Origin of the sequence: Moraxella tarda, from assembly GCF_035181405.1 — a bacterium.
In the GTDB taxonomy this organism is placed as follows: Bacteria; Pseudomonadota; Gammaproteobacteria; order Pseudomonadales; family Moraxellaceae; genus Moraxella.
Window position 1 is genome coordinate 38,371 of the sequence record NZ_JAYGGV010000005.1, and the last position, 20,493, is coordinate 58,863.

Annotated in this window: 14 protein-coding genes; 4 read left to right on the plus strand and 10 right to left on the minus strand. The window is 44.2% G+C overall.

The genetic code is table 11. The annotated features are described in order from the left end of the window. The coding region (locus U9670_RS07215; RefSeq protein ID WP_323842270.1) for a YadA-like family protein at positions 1 to 403 on the plus strand (403 nt) is incomplete at its 5' end. Positions 404 to 668: 265 nt separating this feature from the next. Here the strand turns inward: U9670_RS07215 and lpdA are convergent. The 7 genes from lpdA to sdhC all read right to left on the minus strand — a co-directional run bounded on the left by lpdA (position 669) and on the right by sdhC (position 10,322). Beyond that, positions 669 to 2,114: a dihydrolipoyl dehydrogenase gene (gene lpdA, locus U9670_RS07220; RefSeq protein WP_323842269.1), complete on the minus strand. Its 1,446-nt coding sequence runs from the start codon at positions 2,112 to 2,114 to the stop codon at positions 669 to 671. Positions 2,115 to 2,242: 128 nt separating this feature from the next. Then, on the minus strand, positions 2,243 to 3,481 hold the full coding sequence (gene odhB, locus U9670_RS07225; RefSeq protein WP_323842268.1) for a 2-oxoglutarate dehydrogenase complex dihydrolipoyllysine-residue succinyltransferase: 1,239 nt from the start codon (positions 3,479 to 3,481) through the stop codon (positions 2,243 to 2,245). A 76-nt stretch (positions 3,482 to 3,557) separates the two neighbouring features. Next, positions 3,558 to 6,398 (minus strand): 2-oxoglutarate dehydrogenase E1 component, encoded by a 2,841-nt coding sequence (locus tag U9670_RS07230; protein ID WP_323842267.1) that lies wholly within the window; start codon positions 6,396 to 6,398, stop codon positions 3,558 to 3,560. A 470-nt stretch (positions 6,399 to 6,868) separates the two neighbouring features. Further along, a complete protein-coding gene (locus tag U9670_RS07235; protein ID WP_323842266.1) occupies positions 6,869 to 7,579 on the minus strand; it encodes a succinate dehydrogenase iron-sulfur subunit in 711 nt (236 codons plus the stop codon). A 100-nt stretch (positions 7,580 to 7,679) separates the two neighbouring features. Continuing rightward, positions 7,680 to 9,530: a succinate dehydrogenase flavoprotein subunit gene (gene sdhA / locus U9670_RS07240; protein ID WP_323842265.1), complete on the minus strand. Its 1,851-nt coding sequence runs from the start codon at positions 9,528 to 9,530 to the stop codon at positions 7,680 to 7,682. Positions 9,531 to 9,576: 46 nt separating this feature from the next. After that, positions 9,577 to 9,912 (minus strand): succinate dehydrogenase, hydrophobic membrane anchor protein, encoded by a 336-nt coding sequence (sdhD, locus tag U9670_RS07245; RefSeq protein ID WP_323842305.1) that lies wholly within the window; start codon positions 9,910 to 9,912, stop codon positions 9,577 to 9,579. Between the two features lie 20 nt (positions 9,913 to 9,932). Beyond that, the gene (gene sdhC, locus U9670_RS07250) at positions 9,933 to 10,322 is read right to left on the minus strand and encodes a succinate dehydrogenase, cytochrome b556 subunit (RefSeq protein WP_323842264.1); all 390 of its coding nucleotides are present in this window, start codon (positions 10,320 to 10,322) and stop codon (positions 9,933 to 9,935) included. 1,040 nt (positions 10,323 to 11,362) lie between these two features. Here sdhC and gltA point away from each other — a divergent pair. Then, entirely contained in the window at positions 11,363 to 12,640 is a 1,278-nt protein-coding gene (gene gltA / locus U9670_RS07255) for a citrate synthase (RefSeq protein ID WP_323842263.1), read from the plus strand. 125 nt (positions 12,641 to 12,765) lie between these two features. Here gltA and U9670_RS07260 read toward each other — a convergent pair whose 3' ends face one another. Continuing rightward, positions 12,766 to 15,165: a helix-hairpin-helix domain-containing protein gene (locus U9670_RS07260; protein ID WP_416381518.1), complete on the minus strand. Its 2,400-nt coding sequence runs from the start codon at positions 15,163 to 15,165 to the stop codon at positions 12,766 to 12,768. Between the two features lie 280 nt (positions 15,166 to 15,445). Here U9670_RS07260 and ompR point away from each other — a divergent pair, with 280 nt between their 5' ends. Beyond that, entirely contained in the window at positions 15,446 to 16,180 is a 735-nt protein-coding gene (gene ompR, locus U9670_RS07265; RefSeq protein ID WP_323842261.1) for an osmolarity response regulator transcription factor OmpR, read from the plus strand. A 70-nt stretch (positions 16,181 to 16,250) separates the two neighbouring features. Here the strand turns inward: ompR and lptG are convergent, their stop codons facing one another. Beyond that, positions 16,251 to 17,357, minus strand: a complete 1,107-nt coding sequence (gene lptG / locus U9670_RS07270) for an LPS export ABC transporter permease LptG (protein WP_323842260.1) — start codon at positions 17,355 to 17,357, stop codon at positions 16,251 to 16,253. Beyond that, positions 17,354 to 18,565, minus strand: a complete 1,212-nt coding sequence (locus U9670_RS07275) for an LPS export ABC transporter permease LptF (protein ID WP_323842259.1) — start codon at positions 18,563 to 18,565, stop codon at positions 17,354 to 17,356. The genes lptG and U9670_RS07275 overlap by 4 nt, the downstream gene beginning before the upstream one ends. A gap of 267 nt (positions 18,566 to 18,832) precedes the next feature. Here U9670_RS07275 and U9670_RS07280 point away from each other — a divergent pair, with 267 nt between their 5' ends. Then, positions 18,833 to 20,329, plus strand: a complete 1,497-nt coding sequence (locus U9670_RS07280) for a leucyl aminopeptidase (protein ID WP_323842258.1) — start codon at positions 18,833 to 18,835, stop codon at positions 20,327 to 20,329. Positions 20,330 to 20,493 lie beyond the last annotated feature (164 nt).

Below are 20,493 nucleotides of genomic sequence, written 5' to 3' on the forward strand. Positions count from 1 at the left end.
GATTGCTGCTAACACAACCAGCATTCAAGCCAAAGCAAATGCTGCTGACTTGAAAGCTGCTAATGAGCGAATCACCACCATTGCAGACCAATACAACACACTAAACACCAGTGTTGACACGGTAAGCAACAACTACAAAAATCTTGATACCAAAGTTGGTAAGATGGATAAAGGTCTAAGTGCAGGCATCGCCAGTGCCGTTGCTCTTGGTATGATGCCAGCACCAGCTGCAGGCAGTCAGTACATCACTGGTGGCACAGGTTTTTATAATGGTCAAAGTGCCGTAGCAGTTGGCTTGACTGGTGCGACTGAGTCTGGCAAGGTTACTTATAAACTTGGTGGTTCTTTGACTTCATCTGGTGCTAGTACCTTTGGTGCAGGTGCAGGCTATCGCTGGAAATAATCAAGCATAGACTTTATCTAAAACCTTAAAAACCGCTTATCATTAAGCGGTTTTTAAGGTTTGTATCTAAGCTAGGCTCATCATGTTTTTGGTATCATAAAGTTAAATCAACCAACCCAAACCACCATAACACAAACATAAAAAATGCTTATCAGTCTAGGCAAAACCCAAACAAAGCCTAATCACAATCAAAAAAAACACCCATCAACAGTGTGATGGGTGTTTTTTTATCCGTTAATATCGTTAATGATGTTGGATTCGTCCATTAACGCTTTTTACGCTGAATGGCGTGGATTGCACGGCCATCTGCTGACAATACTGCCTCATGCACAGCCTCTGACACCGTTGGGTGGGCAAAAGTCATCAACTGCAAATCTTCGACACTGGACACAAATTCTAAGGCAATCATGCCTTGATGCACGATATCGCCTGCACCCACACCCACCATGTGTAGGCCCAGTAGGCGGTCAGTTTTGGCATCAGCAACGACTTTAATCAGACCTTGACCCTCGCCCTGTGCCAAAGCACGACCATTGGCAGCCAAGCTGAACGAGCCAGTTTTTACCTCATGGCCTTTGGCTTTGGCGGCTTCTTCGGTCAATCCCACCCATGCAATCTCAGGGTGGGTATAAATCACACTGATGATGGTGTCATAGTTGACCTGCGCCTTTTCACCATGAATGCGTTCTACCGCCATCATGCCCTCTTCCATCGCCTTGTGTGCAAGCATCGGCCCACGCACTAGGTCGCCAATGGCATACACGCCATCAAGGTTTGTTTTGCATTGGTCATCAACCGCCACAAGGCCACGCTCGGTCAGCTCAATGCCACAGCCCTCTGCCAACAAGCCTTCGCTGTATGCACGGCGACCCACGCAGACAATCAGCTTATCAAAAGTTTCGACTTTACTTTCGCCTTTGACATCAGTGGTTACCACAACTTCACCGTTTACCACCTCAGCTTTGGTAACTTTGGTATCGGTGCGAATGTCTAGACCTTGTTTTTTGAGCAATTTGGCAGCTTCTTTTGAGATGTCTTTGTCAGCCACAGCCAAAAATTCTGGCATTGCCTCATACACCACCACTTCAGCACCAAGGCGACGCCACACCGAGCCAAGCTCTAGGCCAATCACGCCTGCACCGATGACGCCTAGGCGTTTTGGTGCCTCGCTAAACTCCAACGCCCCTGTGCTGTCCACGATGTATTCACCATCTGTCTTGGCCACAGGGATATCAATCGGTACAGAGCCTGCCGCCAAGATGACATATTTGGCGGTGATGGTGGTCTCAGCCCCATCATGAGCGGTAAATTTGACTTGTTTTTCAGCCGATTTGCCATCAACCAGCGTACCCACGCCTTGTAGCCAATCTACGCCATTGCCTTTTAACAAGCCTGCCACACCAGCGGTCAGACCTTTGACAATCGTGTCTTTGCGGTTTAGCATTTTACTGATGTCAATATTAACATCGCCTGTGCTGATGCCGTGCTCTTCAAGCTCGTGCTTGGTCGCTTCATAGCGGTGTGAGCTGTCTAGCAGGGCTTTTGATGGGATACAGCCGACATTTAGGCAAGTACCACCAAGAGCAGGCTCGCCTTTATGAATGCGTTTTTCAATACAAGCGGTGCTAAAACCCAGCTGGGCAGCACGAATGGCGGCCTCATAGCCACCTGGCCCACCGCCGATTACTACTAAGTCGTATGAAGTTTTCATATTTTTCTCTTATTGTGTTATCTGATACTATTTTTTAACAAATTGTTCAACACAATGCCAAACAACTTGCCAAATGATTTGCCCAACAAAAGTACCCACCCTATCAAGATGGGTCAATCATTTAAAGTTTAAATGTCTAAAATCAGACGCGCTGGGTCTTCGATCAGCTCTTTAATTGCCACCAAGAACTGCACCGCATCTTTACCATCAATCAGGCGATGATCATAAGACAATGCCAAATACATCATCGGCAGGATAACCACCTGACCATTAACCGCCATAGGGCGTTCGTTGATGGCGTGCATACCCAAGATGGCAGTTTGTGGTGGATTGATGATTGGGGTTGATAGCAATGAGCCAAACACACCACCATTGGTGATGGTGAATGTACCACCAGTCATCTCTTCAATAGACAGCTTGCCTTCTCTGGCCTTGACCGCATAATCACGAATACCGCCTTCAATGTCGGCCAAGCCCATGCCATCTGTATCACGAAGCACAGGCACCACCAAACCACGATCAGACGATACCGCCACACCCACATCATAATAGCCATGATACACAATATCATCGCCATCAATAGAGGCATTCACCGCAGGGAAACGCTTCAATGCTTCGGTGGCAGCCTTAACAAACAGCGACATGAAACCAAGTTTTACGCCATGGCGTTTTTCAAACTGATCTTTATACTTGGCACGCAAGTCCATCAAAGGCTTCATATTGACTTCGTTAAAAGTGGTCAGCATCGCTGTTTCTTGGGTAGCAGACAGCAGACGCTCAGCGATACGCTTACGCAGGCGAGTCATTGGCACACGAGTCTCGGCACGCTCACCCACAGCGGTGGCAATCACACTACCAGAGGCGGTTTTAAGCGTTGGGTTGATCATGTCAGACTTGGTAACTCGCCCACCACGACCCGAGCCTTGTACATCAGCAGGATCAACACCTGTCTCTTTGGCAGCTTTACGCACAGCTGGGCTTTGGTCTTTAAAGCTTTGTTCAGCATTTGCACCTTTTGGCTGTACAGGAGCAGCAACAGAGGCAGGGTCAATCGTTGTACCCTTAGCAGCTTCTGACTCAGACAGAGCCTCTGATGATGGTGCATCAGCATCTTTGGCCACAGCAGAGGTTGCACCTGCTTCAAATTGAGCAATCACCTCAGCAGACAGTACAGTATCGTCCACGCCTTTGGCAATGCTGGTTACTACGCCATCATCAGGGGCAACAACTTCTAGCACAACTTTATCTGTCTCAATTTCAGCAAGCAGCTGGTCACGAGATACTTGCTCGCCCTCAGCAACATGCCACTCTACAATCGTACCATCTTGTACTGATTCTGGGAATACAGGGGCTTTAATTTCAGCCATGATAAACTCCTAGGTTTATAAATTTAATTAAAAAAATACAAAACGCCAAACCAAAATACTCGGTTTGGCAAGAATATTACTTCAAATCGCCTACAGTTACGCCAAGTGCATCAGCAATCAATGCCTGCTGTTGGGCAGCATGAATCTTAGGTGAGCCCGTTGCAGGGGCTGCCGCAGCAGGGCGTGCCGCAGGGGCAGCAAGTTTGGCAGACTCAGTTGCCATGATGCGATACATCTCTGGTAGCAGGAAGTACCAAGCACCCTGATTTAAAGGCTCTTCTTGTGCCCACACGACATCAGCAAGATTTGGATATTTCGCCAATTCTTCTAAAATGCGTGCCTCTGGTAGCGGATAAAGCTGTTCAATACGCACAATCGCCACATGGTCCAGACCCAGCTTACGGCGTTGGTCAAGCAGCTCATAATACACCTTACCACCGCACAGTACCATACGAGTTACTTTGTTGTTGTCTTGTGCATCAATCTCTGGCAATACGGTTTCAAATTTACCATCAGCAAGCTCTTCTAGCGTTGAGGTGGCAAGCGGATGACGCAATAGCGATTTGGGCGACATGACAATCAAAGGCTTGCGTGCAGGACGCACCACTTGACGACGCAACGCATGAAAAATCTGTGCAGGTGTCGTTGGTGTGATGACTTGCATATTGTCCTCAGCACACAACTGTAAATAACGCTCAAGACGAGCTGACGAATGCTCAGGACCCTGCCCCTCAAAGCCGTGAGGCAACAGCATGACCAGACCTGATAGGCGTTGCCATTTGGTTTCGCCTGATGAGATAAACTGGTCAATCACAACCTGTGCACCATTGGCAAAATCACCAAACTGAGCCTCCCAAACAATGAGAGCGTTTGGCATGGTGCTGGCATAGCCGTATTCAAAAGCAAGTACCGCCTCTTCTGACAGCAGTGAGTTATAGGTGGCAAAGCGTGCCTGCCCCTCACGAATGTGCTGTAATGGCACATAAAGACTGCCATCTTTTTGGTTATAAAGTTCGCTATGGCGATGCGAGAATGTACCACGACCCACATCTTCGCCTGTGATACGCACAAGCAGACCCTCATCAACCAACGACGCATACGCCAAAGTCTCAGCTGCACCCCAGTTAAGTGGTTCTTGACCTGTTTGCATGGCAAGACGCTGTTCAATGACCTTGGCAACTTGACGCTGTAATTCAAAGCCTTCTGGCACTTTTGCCATCGCCTGACCATAGGATTTGAGCTTCTCAATATCCACGCCAGTTTGCCAGTCGTCTTCTAGTTTATGTCCGATATAGGGTTTCCAATCCACAAACAAACTGATATCTGGGTCTTTGGCAAGCCCTCTTGCCACATCTTGACCATTATCAAGTGCCACACGATAGCCATCTTCAATCTGACCGCTTTGCTCTTGATCGATGATGCCTTCTGCCACCAATTTGTTGGCATACTGCGTGCGTGTGGTTGGTAGCTTTTTGATGATTTGATACATCAAAGGTTGGGTTGCTGATGGCTCGTCTGATTCATTATGACCATTACGGCGGTAACAAACAATATCAAGCACGATATCACGACCAAATTCATGACGATAATCCACCAACAGCTGAGCAGCAAATACCACAGCTTCTGGGTCATCGCCATTAACATGCAAAATTGGTGCATGAACCATCTTCGCCACATCGGTGCAGTATTCTGTTGAACGAGCATCTTCTGGACGGCTAGTGGTAAAGCCAACTTGGTTATTAATCACAATGTGCAAAGTGCCACCTGTCTTATAGGCACGAGTTTGCGACATTTGGAAAGTTTCTTGGTTGACACCTTGACCTGCAAAAGCAGCATCGCCATGCACCACGATTGGCAACACGGTTTTGTTGTCAATTTCATAGCCATATTTTTCAGAACGGCGAGCTTGGCGTGCTCGTACAGAACCCAACATCACAGGTGAGACAATCTCCAAATGCGATGGGTTATAAGCCAATGCCAAGTGCAGTTCGCCACCTTTGGTGATGACATTTGAGCTAAACCCATTATGATATTTAACATCTCCTGAGCCAATGGTTGGTTGTACTTTACCATCAAATTCATCAAATAAGGCAGCAGGGTTTTTACCCATGATGTTCACAAGCAGATTCAGACGACCACGGTGAGCCATACCAATGACAACCTCTTTGGCACCATAATCGCCAACACGCTGAATCATCTCATGTACCGCAGGAATGAAGCTCTCGCCACCTTCTAGACCAAAGCGTTTTACCCCTGTATATTTACGCGCAAGGTATTTTTCCAAACCCTCAGCAGCAGTCAGGCGGTCAAAGATTTCTAGCTTTTTATCCTTATCAAAACGGATATGCCCCTGATTGGATTCGATATAGTTTTCAATCCATTTTTTTTCGGTCGCTGTAAAGACATGCATATACTCATAGCCGATGCTACCACAGTAGATGCGTTCACAAATTTCAATGATTTCACGCAAAGTGGCTTCTTGCTTGCCAATACTCATCAAATTGGTTGGGAAAACCGTATCAAGATCAGCCTCAGACAAACCATGATATGCCAAAGTCAAATCTTCAATCTCTGGGCGTTTTTGCAAACCCAAAGGATCAAGGTTTGCCACACGATGGCCACGACGACGGTAAGCAGAGATGAGCTGCTGTACACCCATTTGTTTTGGATCACAGTTGCCGTCTGTTTGCACCAAACGACCTTTGGTCTGGTTGCGAGCAAGCAATAAATACTGCTCTTTGATCGCATTATGTGGTGCATCAGTGTCAACACGATAGTCTGCAAAATATGCTTGCCATTCTTCACTGACACTGTCTTTATCTGCCAAATAATCCTCGTACAACGCCTCAATATACGCTGCACCGTCCGCTGCCAATTCGGTGTTTTGATATGCCACCGTATTTTTACTGTTTGTCATAGTTTTCGCCATTTCTTTGGGAATTTTTAGGATAAATCATTGTTAATCGTTGAAAAAACTCTCAACACCGATCAAAATATCTACCGATACGCCTGAGTATTTTTATAAGACGCATATCAACTGTATAGTGTACGCCATTTCACACAAGATAACAAGTTGCAATGTTTTTAAAAATGTATATGGTCGTAAAATTTCGTAAAAAATTCCCATTTAAATTATCAATCACCAGCTTTTGGCAAAAAATTTTATAAAACTTAAATTTTTGACCGTACTTTTTTATCATGTATTTTGTCAAATCATCCAACCAAATAAAAATGAGCCAGCTTTTATCAATCAGCCATCAATCAGCCAACAGTTCTTATCAATTTTTATCATTGATCATAAATCCTAGCAACACTTTTTTGGTCTAAACCAAGCAAAGCAAAAAAGGTCTTATCAAAAGATAAGACCTTAAATACATCAAACAGTCACTAACCTGCTACATCAAGCAACATATTGCGGATATGGCCGATGGCTTTGGTTGGGTTTAGACCCTTTGGACAAACCGACACACAGTTCATGATACCACGGCAACGGAACAGGCTAAACGGGTCATCAAGACGAGCAAGTCGTGCTTGGGTATCGCTGTCACGGCTATCAATGATGAAACGATAACCGTTAAGTAGTGCTGATGGGCCAAGGAACTTGTCTGGATTCCACCAAAATGACGGACAAGAAGTTGAACAGCACGCACATAAAATACACTCATAAAGACCATTGAGTTTTTCACGGTCTTCTGGTGACTGCAAACGCTCTTTTGGTGGTGCAGGCTGGCTGTTAATCAGGTAAGGGTGAACTTTTTCGTACTGAGCGTAGAACTGGTTCATGTCCACAACCAAATCTTTAATCACAGGCAAGCCAGGCAGTGGGCGTACGACAATCTTATTTGGCAGGGTGTTCATATTAATCAAACACGCCAAGCCATTTTTGCCATTGATATTCATGCCATCTGAACCACAAATACCCTCACGGCAAGAGCGACGGAATGTCAAAGTTTCGTCAATTTTTTTTAAACGCAACAACACATCAAGTAGCATACGGTCGCTTTCTAGCAGCTCAATCTCGTAAGTCTGCATATAAGGGGCGTTGTCTTTGTCTGGGTCGTAGCGATAAATCTCTACAATGCGAGTGCCTCGACTCATAGTCCTTCTCCACAAAAATATTCGGTATGAAACTTAGGCTGATGACACAAAAAAATATTATTATTGGCTGTCAGCCTAAGTTCATTGATAAAATCATTAATTAGAAAGTACGAACCCGTGGTTCACAGTAGTCCACAGTCAGTGGTTTTTTGCGAACTGGCTTATAAATCACACGGTTATTCTCTGAATACCAAAGCGTATGCTTCATCCATTCATGATCATTACGACCCAATGGTGCATAATCATCATCAGCAGGACGCTCATAGTCTAATACAGAGTGAGCACCACGGCATTCATGACGAAGGGCTGCTGACAACATGGTTGCTTTGGCAACTTCATAAAGGTTGGCAACTTCTAAGGCTTCAATGCGTGCAGTATTAAAGACGGCAGACTTGTCTTTTAGGTGAATATTGGCAACTTTTGGTGCTATCGCCAAAATCTTTTCAACCCCTTCATCCATCAAAGCTTGGGTGCGGAACACGCCAGCATGAGATTGCATGATGTTGCGAATCTCATCAGCCACCTCTTGAGCGTTGTAGCCTTCAGTAGAGTTTTGTAATTTGTCAAGGCGTGCTTGGGTAAAATCAAGGACGCGTGGATTAAGTGGCTTGTAGCTACGGTCAGACTTAGCAAATTCATCAAGAATGTGCTGACCTGCTGCACGACCAAATACCACAAGGTCAAGCAGTGAGTTGGTGCCCAGACGGTTCGCACCATGAACAGATACGCACGCACATTCACCAATGGCATACAGACCCTTAATGATACGACCCTCAGTATACAGACCTTGCTCGTCCACATGACCATCTAGTACAGGTACAGTAACCTGACCGTGGATATTGGTTGGAATACCGCCCATCATGTAGTGAATCGTTGGCACAACTGGTACTGGCTCTTTGGTGATGTCCACATTAGCAAAGTTATGACTGATCTCAAATACCGAAGGCAGACGCTTCATGATTTCAGCATGACCTAAGTGTGTCATGTCCATCACGATGTAATCACCATTAGGACCACAACCACGACCTTCTTTAATCTCTTGGTCCATAGAACGAGAGACAAAGTCACGAGGTGCAAGGTCTTTTAGTGTTGGGGCATAACGCTCCATGAACGCTTCACCATGCTTATTACGCAAGATAGCACCCTCACCACGGCAACCTTCGGTCAATAACACCCCAGCACCTGCCACACCCGTTGGGTGGAATTGCCAAAACTCCATGTCTTGTAATGGAATGCCAGCACGCACCACCATGCCCAGACCATCACCTGTATTGATATAAGCATTGGTAGACGCTTTAAATATACGGCCTGCACCACCTGTAGCAAGAACAGTCGTTTGAGCTTGGAATACTGAGATATTGCCAGTTTCTTGGTCAAGAGCCACCACGCCATTGATGTTGCCTTCTGAGTCTTTAATAAGATCAAGTGCAATCCATTCAACAAAAAATTGGGTGCCTTTTTCAAGGTTTTTTTGATATAAAGTATGAAGCAACGCATGTCCTGTACGGTCAGCAGCTGCACACGCACGAGGTACCGCCTTTTCACCATAGTTGGCAGAGTGCCCACCAAATGGGCGTTGATAAATGGTGCCATCTGCGTTACGATCAAAAGGCATTCCCATGTGTTCTAGCTCATAGACGACTTTTGGTGCTTCACGGCACATATATTCAATAGCGTCTTGGTCGCCCAGCCAATCAGAGCCTTTCACAGTATCATAAAAGTGAAAATGCCAATTGTCATTACTCATGTTGCCCAAAGATGCACCGATGCCACCTTGTGCAGCCACAGTGTGCGAGCGAGTTGGGAAAACCTTAGTCAGTACCGCAACTTTCATACCGCCTTCTACAAGCTGTAATGACGCACGCATACCTGAACCGCCACCACCAACAATGACTGCATCAAAGTTGAGCGTGGGGATATTATTGATTGTATTATCTTGTGCTGATGCCATGTTAATTCCTAAAATATTATCAATTTAGCAGATGATGATCGGCAGATTACCAAAAAATCATCACGCCCCAGAACAGATACACCAAAACAGCGATGATCACCACTGCTTGTAGCACCAAACGCAGACCTGATGATTTTACATAGTCAGTAAACACCGTCCACATACCCACCCACGCATGAAACACGAGCGATAAAATCATCACAAGGCTAAACAGCTTCATGGGCAAGCTCATCATAAAGCCATGCCAAGTGTCGTAATTGACATCATTAAATAAGAAAAATCCTACAACAACCAGTGCATACACCGCAAGAACAACCGCACTGATGCGTTGTAAAATCCAATCTCGTGAGCCTGAGCCCGTCAAGCCTGTTGCACTTTTGATACCTGAATTATTTCTAGCCATTAGAACATCACCCATACAAACGAAGCCACAATCAAGGCCGCTGCAATCACAAAGCTCACAACTGCAGCAGTCTTGCCAGACTTAAATTCTTCATTCATGCCAAGGTCAGCAAGCAAATGTTTGCAGCCCATCACAAAGTGATAAGCCGTTGCCGCCACAAAAACCCATGCCACAAAACGAACCAACAAATTATCAAATACCGAAGCAAAGCTTTCAGGCGATGATAATGATGTTTGCAGAACGCATAGCATCACAGGAACAAGTAAAAACAGCACAATGCCAGAAACACGGTGCAAAATAGAAGCCATTGCAATCGGAGATTTTGAGTTCACCGCAATCACTTGGCTTAAAGGTAGGTTAATCGGTCGGTTGCTTTTCACAGCGGGCATCCTTATCTAATTAACGCCGCAAAGGGCAAGGAGAGCTGGCTGACAAAGGAAGCTCCAAATGCACATTTGTTTTGTGTTGTTCAATCCTAAATACTAAACAATAAGGCAAATTAAGACCTTTAATGATCGGATTTAACACATTTTCTTAATAAAACAAATTGCACCTAAGAGTCAAAACCCTACACAGCGAACACCATCAAAAAAAATTGAAAATACTTTTAAATCATAATCAATGAACCAAACCATCTGCCATCATGGCAGGCAAAACTTGCATGAAAGTTTTGCCAACAGCTTGATATTGCAAGTGATTATCGTTTATAAAAGCAGGTTGGTAAATATCGGAATTATAAAACGCTTGGCGAAATTTTACAAACAAATTTGGGCATTTTTGTTAAAAATGTGGCAATTTTTTGTAACTAATAAAAAACAATCGCAACATCACAACAAAATTTAATCAATACCATCTAATTAATACCAAAAAATCTTTACCATCAAATCTTGCACTGCCTGTGGCGTTGTCATCAAGATTTGGTTTAATATCTGGCTATAAAGAACTTTTAAGCAATCGTTATAAGCAATGTTTTAGTAGTTTTAGTATTAATGTTTTAGTATTTGAGTGATTTTTATAAATTTTTTATCAACAAATGTGATCAATCAATTGTTACAAATAATGTCATGATGAACAAAAGCCCTTGTCAAAATATAAAATTTTTCCTACAATCACTGCATACAATTTATCACAACTGGCACAACAGCTCTTCATTTTTTCAAATTTTTTGTTGGCAATAACCACGCTAAAACAGGTGTTTTGAGAAATTTTTGTGATGAATGCTTGTAAGTTGTGCAAAGTTTTTGTATCATCAGCACACCAGCTGTTCAATGCGTACTTTTTTTACGCACAAAAACACCAAACAAGGATGTCGCATCTTGAATAAAGGCTTATGAAGATGCGATTTAACTCGTCAGTTTTCATTTTTAGTTTGCCATGATGGCAGACCAAGATGCAAACATAGGACATTCACAACCAAAAGAGGTTTATCATGACACAAGAAGTTAAATTGGTCGTAGATGGCACAGAATATGAAATGCCAGTTTTAGAATCTACATTGGGTCGCCCTGTACTAGACATCACCGCAGTGAACAAGGCAGGTTTTTGGACTTATGACCCAGGCTTTATGGCGACCGCACCTGTTGAGTCCGCTCTGACTTTTATTGATGGCGACAAAGGGGAATTGCTACACCGTGGCTATGCCATCGATGAGCTTGCTGACAATGCTGACTATTTAGAAGTATGCTATGCTCTGCTATATGGCGACCTACCAAATGCCAAACAAAAAGAAGAATTTTATGAGCGTGTGAGCGGTCGTATGGCTGTTCATGACCAGTTGCGTAAGTTTTTTGAAGGCTTCCGTCGTGATGCTCACCCAATGGCAATCATGATTGGCGTGGTCGGTGCCCTGTCTGCTTTTTATCACAATCATCTAGACATTTCTGATGCCGAGCATCGTGATGAGACAGCGGTTGACTTGATTGCAAAAGTACCTACTTTGGCAGCGATGAGTTATAAATACTCAATCGGTGAACCATTCTTATATCCACGCAAAGATTTCAGCTATGCTGAAAACTTCCTTTATATGATGTTTGCAACACCAGGTGATGTCAATTACAAGCCAAACCCTGTACTTGTTAAAGCGATGGATAAAATCTTTACCCTACACGCTGACCACGAGCAAAATGCCTCAACTTCTACCGTGCGTCTGGCGGGCTCGACAGGTGCCAACCCTTATGCCTGTATCGCTTCTGGCATTGCTGCTCTTTGGGGGCCATCACACGGTGGTGCTAACGAGGCAGTTCTTACCATGCTAGATGAAATTGGTACGGTTGAGAATGTCGCATCATTCATGGAGAAAGTAAAAACAAAAGAAGCCAAACTCATGGGCTTTGGCCACCGTGTTTATAAGAACTTTGATCCACGCGCCAAAGTGATGAAGCAAACCTGCGATGAGGTATTGGGTGCACTTGGTGTTAATGATCCAAAGCTACAACTGGCCATGGAACTAGAAAGAATTGCTCTGTCAGACCCATACTTCATTGAGCGTAAATTATACCCGAATGTAGACTTCTACTCTGGCATTATCCTAAAAGCTATCGGTATTCCAACCTCAATGTTTACCGTTATCTTTGCCCTAGCGCGTACCGCAGGCTGGATTGCACACTGGACAGAGATGCACTCAGAATCTTTCAAGATTGGTCGTCCACGCCAAAGATATACTGGCGAGAAGCATCGTGCATTTGTAAAATTAGAAGATCGCAAATAATTTTAGCTTTACAAAGCCTAATAAAAAATCCCTCAAAACTTTGGGGGATTTTTTATTATGACACTTTTATATCAGCATATCAATTAAAAACCACCCATAGAAGGTGGTTTTTAATTGATGATTCATCACAAACCTGCTTGTTTTAACAATGCACCAAAACTACCCAGCTTGTCTGATTTCACCTTAGCAGATTTTGAATATGCCTCTTTTTTTGGTTTGTTGCTTGAATTTTTATCAAATGCCTGCTTTGATCTGCGTTCAAAATGATGCTCGCCTTTGGCTTGCTCAGGCGGCTTTTTGCCCGCCCCGTTCGCATCTGCATTTTCTGATTTTTCAGATTTCATGCTAAAACCAATGCGACCACGAGCCTCATCTACCGAAATCACACGAACGCTGACAATATCTTGGGGTTTGACGATGCTTGCAGGGTTGTCCACAAAGTCATCGGACAACTCAGAAATATGCACCAAACCATCTTGATGCACACCAACATCAACAAAACAACCAAAAGCAGTTACATTTGTTACCACGCCTTCTAACACCATGCCAACCGCCAAATCTTTGATAGAATTGACATCATCACGAAATTTAGCAGTTTTAAACTCACCACGAGGGTCGTGGGCAGGCTTGGCCAGTTCATTAAGTACTGTAGCAAGCTGGCTAAAATTATCACTGCTGTCATTGAGCGATTTGGCAACACTTTCATTACCTAAAACATCTGATAGCGATTTATCCGCCTGACGCAAAATCTCGTATACCAGACCATAGCTCTCAGGGTGCACGCCTGTGGCATCCAAAGGCTCTGTGCCATCTTTGATACGCAAAAATCCTGCTGCTTGTTCAAAAGTTTTTACACCCAGTCTTGGCACCGCCTTTAACTCATCACGGTTTTTAAAAGCACCATTAACACGGCGATAATCGACGATTTGTTGTGCGACATTTTTATTTAGGCCCGCAATGTGTGCAAGAATGGCAGGGCTTGCTGTATTAACATCAACCCCCACCGCATTCACACAGTCCTCAGTAACCTTATCAAGACTTGATTCAAGCTCAGTTTGATTAACATCATGTTGATACTGACCTACACCGATGGCTTTTGGCTCAACCTTCACAAGCTCAGACAAGGGGTCTTGTAGACGGCGAGCGATTGACACCGCGCCACGCACCGACACATCAAGATTGGGCAACTCATTACTTGCGATTTCACTTGCCGAATATACAGATGCACCAGCCTCAGAAATGACAAGAGCCTTGGCGGATAATTTTTCATCATCAATAATTGATTTTATCAGAGCCTCACTCTCGCGACTGGCCGTACCATTACCGATGGCAACCAATACCACGCCATATGTTTGTATCAAGTCAGCAATCACCTTGCGTGCTGCATCAACTTTATTATAAGGCTCAAATGGATAGACCGTTTCAGTTGCCAACACATCGCCTGTAGCATCGATGACGGCCATTTTTACCCCATGGCGTATGCCAGGATCTACACCCAAAATGACCTTGCGACCAGCAGGGGCTGCCATCAGTAAGTGTTTTAAGTTTTCGGCAAATACCCCAATGGCATCGGTCTCGGCTGCCACACGACGCTCGGTTAATAAACGGTGCTCGATTTGACTACGCCACTTGGCGTGCCATAGTTTATCTGCTGTATCTGCTAAAAATGCACCATTAGCAGCATTATCATCAACATTAAAATGAGATTTGATTTTTTGGACAAACGGCTCATCTTCACCATCAACATGAAGCACCAATACATTTTGCTGACGGCCACGCAACATGGCAAGCAGGCGATGATTTGACAGTTTGGCAAACGACTCAGTATGTTCAAAATAATCCTTAAACTTCTCACCTACCTCTCGTTTTTCTTCACCCACCAATTCTGAACGAATGCTGGCAGTCTTATTAAAGCCCAATCGCACTTCGTCCAATAAGTCTAATGACTGTGCCCAATTGTCCAAAATAATTGCCTGCACCCCTGCCAACTGCTTATCAAAATCTTTAAAGTCAGCTTCAAAAGTTTCACCCATTTCGTCGGTCAAAGTATCAGGACAGACAAAGCCACAAAGTGCATCAGCAGGGTCAGCTCCTGCTAAAATTGCATCAGCAATCGGTTCAAGACCAGCAAGTTTAGCACGAGCAGCGACAGAACGGCGACGCGGACGATATGGCTGATAAATCTCTTCAAGCTCAAGTTTGGTGGCAGCCGCCTCAATGCGTGAGATCAGCTCTGCCGTCAAGACATTTTGAGCAGCCATCAATTCCATGATTTTTAGGCGTCTTGCCGCCAAATCTCTCTCAGAACTCAGCCCTTTTTCAAGACCACGCAAAACAGCGTCATCTAGACCACCTGTCTGCTCTTTACGATAACGCGCAATGAATGGCACGCTCGCTCCTTCATCAAATAAGTTGGCAAACGCCAATACTTGATTAGTTTTCACGCCGTGTTCTTTGGCAAGTTTTTCATAGATGGCATCATGATTGATGGCAGGTTGAACGGTGTCTGTCATGGTTTTTTCTATTTTAAAGTTAAAGATGAAATTAAAAACAGTGAGCATTTTACCACAGTCGTTTCATCTTAAAAACCGTAAATTCACCCAAAACCACGATTTAGGTTAAAAGATTTGGGTTAAAAATTGTTATCGTTGGTAAATTTTACTTTATTCATCATGTAGGCATGATATGATAATAAAAAATTGCCAAAAAACTTGCCAAAAAGTTGTTACATTTTTTTGTGCAATGTTGTACACTAAACATCTATAATATCTGACATCAACCAGTGGACAAACCTAAGGATAAGACATGACAGAATTGAACGAAAATATTGCTCATCGCATTTTGGTGGTTGATGATGATGTGCGGCTGCGAACACTACTACAACGCTTTTTAGAAGATGATGGTTTTGTGGTGCGTGTGGCACACGATGGCAAGCAAATGGATAAACTGATCGCTCGTGAGGCTTTCTCGCTCATCGTGCTTGACCTTATGTTGCCCGATGAAGACGGCATCAGTATATGCAAGCGTTTGCGTGCCGAGAATTCAGGCATACCCATCATCATGCTCACCGCCAAAGGAAGTGATGCCGATCGCATTGCAGGGCTAGAAGCAGGGGCAGATGATTATCTGCCAAAGCCATTCAACCCAAAAGAGCTACTGGCTCGCATCAAAGCTGTTCTACGCCGTCAAAATCGTGAGTTGCCTGGTGCACCAAGCCAACAAATGGAAGTGGTAGAATTTGGTTCTTGGACGCTGGATTTATCCACACGCACGCTCAAACGAGAAGGCAATGTTGTTACCCTGACCACAGGAGAATTCAGCGTTTTAAAAGCCCTAGTACAACACCCAAGAGAGCCTTTGACTCGTGATAAACTCATGAATTTGGCTCGTGGTCGTGAATGGGGAGCAATGGAGCGTTCTATTGATGTGCAAGTCTCTCGCCTACGCCGCCTAATTGAAGATAACCCTTCGCAAGCTCGCTATATCCAGACCGTGTGGGGTGTGGGCTATGTATTCGTGCCAGATGGTGCAGAAGGCTAAGCTGATTTAAGCTAAACTGATTTAAAAAGCAGGTTACCACCTGCTTTTTTTGCTGTATTTTGTTGGCTTATTACTGGCGTTTATTCAGTAGATATATCCCTGCTGCCGCACTGATGATGATGGGTAACAATGTCATAGCCAAGGGAGGCAGATTGACTGCCAAAGCAATAAAACCTGTCAAATCAGTCAGATAGCTAAACAACAGCCCTGTCAATAATGCCAGCACAATCCGAAGTCCAAGCCCTTGCGACCGTAGTGAACCAAAAACAAATGACGATGCCACCAACACCAAGGATAATATCGCAAATGGCAAGAGTAGCTTTTGCCAAAATTTTAGCTCATGCCGAGCAGACGACACCCCTTGGTGATTCATCAGCTGTTTGTGTGCGTACAAGTCGGTCAATGACATATCATCAGGGTCTTGTGTGAGCAAATGAACATCGGTCGGTGCAATGGGTAGCGTGAGCAGTTTGCTATCCTCATGGCTATGCTGCACCCCATGTGTGCCGATATCAATCGCCTCAACATCATTCAATTGCCAAGTGTAACGACCATCTAAATAAGGCGAATGAACAGCCATCTTATCATAATTACCAGACTCTGCACGCAAGGCATGGATCAAATTGCTGTTACCATCAAGCGTATATCGCTTGGTCTTGCCCAATCTACCCTCGCTGTCAGCATAACTGATATAAACAATATCCTGCCCCAACTCATGCTCACTGACCGACCAATAACCATCTACCGATATCAGGTGGCTCATGGGTGTATCATGTCTGATGGCGGTAGCTTTTTGATTGGCAGTAGGCAGGACAAACTGATTCACCGCAAGAGAAATCACCACAAATAGACTAGCAGGAATCATTGCCCAGCTGATGATGCGATACTTACTCACACCAGATGCCTGCATACTCACCAGCTCACTATTGCCCGCAAGCAGTCCTAGCCCAATCACCGAGCCAAGTAGTATCCCTGTTGGGATAAATTGCACCAAAAAATACGGGGAGCGATATAAAATCAAAGTAAGTGCATCTTGGACAGTATAAACATCGCTCAACTTCTCTAGCTCGCTCAAATAGGCAAAGATCATTTGAAGCAGCCATAAGCCCACCACCGCAACCATCATCGCAAACAAAACGGCACGAATCACATAGCGTGCCAAAAGATACGATCTCATGTACGCACGCTCCGTCCAAGACGCAATTTTACCATCATTCGTTCATGATAATTGATGTACAAAGCCACACAGAACATTACCGTAAGCACCAAAGGATAAGCCCAGTTGCCCAGCTTACCTTTGGCGACACTTTCTTTTAAGGAAATCAAAATCAGCACATTAACCACAAAAATCAAGATCGCAGGAATGAGTTTAAGCCATCTGCCCTGCCGTGGGCTTGCCTGTGCCAAGGGCGGTGCAATCATGACAGCAATCAAAATCAACCAAGGCAAACCAAACCGATAACCCAGCTCAGCATGAATTTCGCTACGGCTTGGGCTAAAAGTGGTTTTGTTCAGATGATCAAGCAAGTCTGTCGTTGCCCAACCTTCAATTTTCATCGGTTTTAGCTCATCAGTTTTGCCTACTGCCAAGCTGATGCGATATTTTTCAAAACCTATTTGGCTGTATTTTTTGCTGGCAGCATCAATTTCATAGCGTCTGCCTTGATGTAAATCCAATCTCAATACACCATCATCGCTCTCCACCTGTGTGGCAGACTTAGCATAAATGACGGTGTCTTTTTCTTGGGCAGGCTGACTTGGGGCGTTTTGAGCAAGTGATTCAACCTTTTGGTCAATAATTGTGCCTTGCTTGGCAATGTCGTTTAAAGACGACTTATTGGCTTGTTTGTTTGGCATCCAAATCACAATGACATCTTTTAAATATTCTCGGTTTTGTCCAATTTCACCGACATATAAATGATAATCGCCACTACTAACAAATTTTTTTGGTGTTATAAAATCAAAGATCTCCAGCACCGATTGCTCTTGCCAGACATTCGTTGCTCTTGCCACACCCCATGGCTTGCCTACGGTTGTGATAAAAAATTGCATCACAAAAGCAATGAGCACAAATGGCAACAGCAGCCTTGCCACCTGTCCACGGCTGATGCCAATGGCATTTAGTGCCGCCATCTCGTGGTCTGCGTACAGTCTGCCAAAGACAAGCATCAAGCCAATAAAAAACGATAATGGAAAAATCAGTTCCAAAAAATATGGCAAGTTATAGCTGATGAGAGTCAGCAGAACGCTCATGTCCAACCCACCCTCTGCCACCATGCCAAAATAGCGAATTAAGCGACCACCGAGCAATATCACTACCAAAAACCCCAGCACTAAAACGGTGGTCATGGCGACTTCTCGAATCACATAACGGCGTAGAATCACGGATTTATCCAAGTAAATTAAGCAAAGCAATTGGTCATTATATCAAAATTTCGTTGCAAAAATCTTGAAAAATTTTTTACAGGCGGTATGTCAATCGACAGTTTCTTACACCAAACCCACTCATCAAATCAATACAACAAATCATGTTTTGACATCACTTTTTATTAAGCCCCTTACACAAAGCATGGCAAATGTGTTAAACTAACTGTGCATTTTTACAAATCTCAATCACTAAAAATCATCTTATAAACACATTAAGGAATCATCATGTCAATTACCCTTTCTACCCATTCAACATTCACTTTAAAAAAACCAACCAAATCCAATCCTTTGCCACAGCTTGTATTCTTTGCTGACGACGAAGGCAACATCTTGGGCAATACTGACAACGACCACGCCAAGCGTGCCGAGCAGTTAGTCGCTAAATCAAACTTTGCAGGCGGGCTGTGTGACTTGGTCAGCGACCATGCACTAGATGATAATGGTGTTGGTATTACGGTAGTGGGTGTTGGCAAATCAGATAAACTGGCAAGCAATATCCAAAAGCTGGGTGCAGCCACCTACAAAGCCATCAAAAACCACAAATCGGCCGTGATTATGTGGGGCGATGTCATTTGCCAAAAACATTTTTCTCAATTTGCCCTTGCACTGCTCAATGCAAGCTATCGTTTTGATCGTCATTTCTCCAAAAAAGCCGATGCAGACAAGTTGGAGACAGTCAGCCTCATCAACAACAAAGACAGCGAAGCTGAATACCAAGCAGCTCTTAGTCTGACCAAAGCAACCTTTGAAGGTCAAAGTTTTGCCCGAGATTTGGCAAATGAAGCACCCAATATACTCAATCCAAGCACGCTTGCCAAAGAAGCCAAAAAACTTGCCAAAAAATACAGTGATAAAGTTGAGGTTACCGTTTTAGGAGAAAAAGAAATCACCAAACTGGGCATGGGCTGTTTCATGTCGGTATCAAAAGGCTCGGACGAAGAAGGCAAACTCATTGTCATTGAATACTTTGGCAAAACCAAAAAGAACAAAAAAGCCAAACTAAACAACCCAATCGCTCTTGTGGGCAAAGGCATCACCTTTGACACAGGCGGTATCTCACTAAAACCTGCTGCAGGCATGGATGAGATGAAATTTGACATGGGTGGTGCAGCTGCCATGCTTGGTACAACCAAGGCGGTCTGTGAAGCAAATATGCAGATTGACCTAGTTACCATCATCGCTGCCGCCGAGAATATGCCATCTGGCAAAGCCACTCGCCCCGGTGATATCGTTACCGCAATGGACGGCACCAGTGTTGAGATTTTAAATACCGATGCAGAAGGTCGTTTGGTGCTATGCGATGCTTTGTGTTATGTTCAGGATAATTATGAGCCACGCACCATCATTGATGCAGCAACCTTAACAGGAGCCTGTGTGGTGGCACTAGGTGCTCATCGCTCAGCAATTTATTGCAACGACGAGGACACTTTGTCTGCATTAGAAGAAGCCAGCGAGTTTACCAATGATTTAATCTGGCATATGCCACTGGGAGATGAATACAAGGCTCAGCTAAAATCCAGCATCGCTGACTTACAAAATATTGGCGGTCCAAAAGGTGGTTCTATCACGGCGGCTTGTTTTTTAGAGCATTTCATCAAAGACAACCAAGCATGGGCACACTTGGACATTGCGGGCACAGCTTGGGTTAGTGGTGAAAACAAAGGTGCTACTGGTCGCCCAGTGCCAACATTAGTACAGTTTTTAAAATCACAAGAAAAATAATTTACGCCAAAAAAAATAAAACGCTCAAAATTGAGCGTTTTATTTTTTTATATAGATAAGCACAAAAAAAATTGGGCAGTCATTACCATACATACCAAGACACTGTTGCATGAATAACACCACACCGCCCCATAAACAACCGCAGGCAATGGATTTACAGCCTA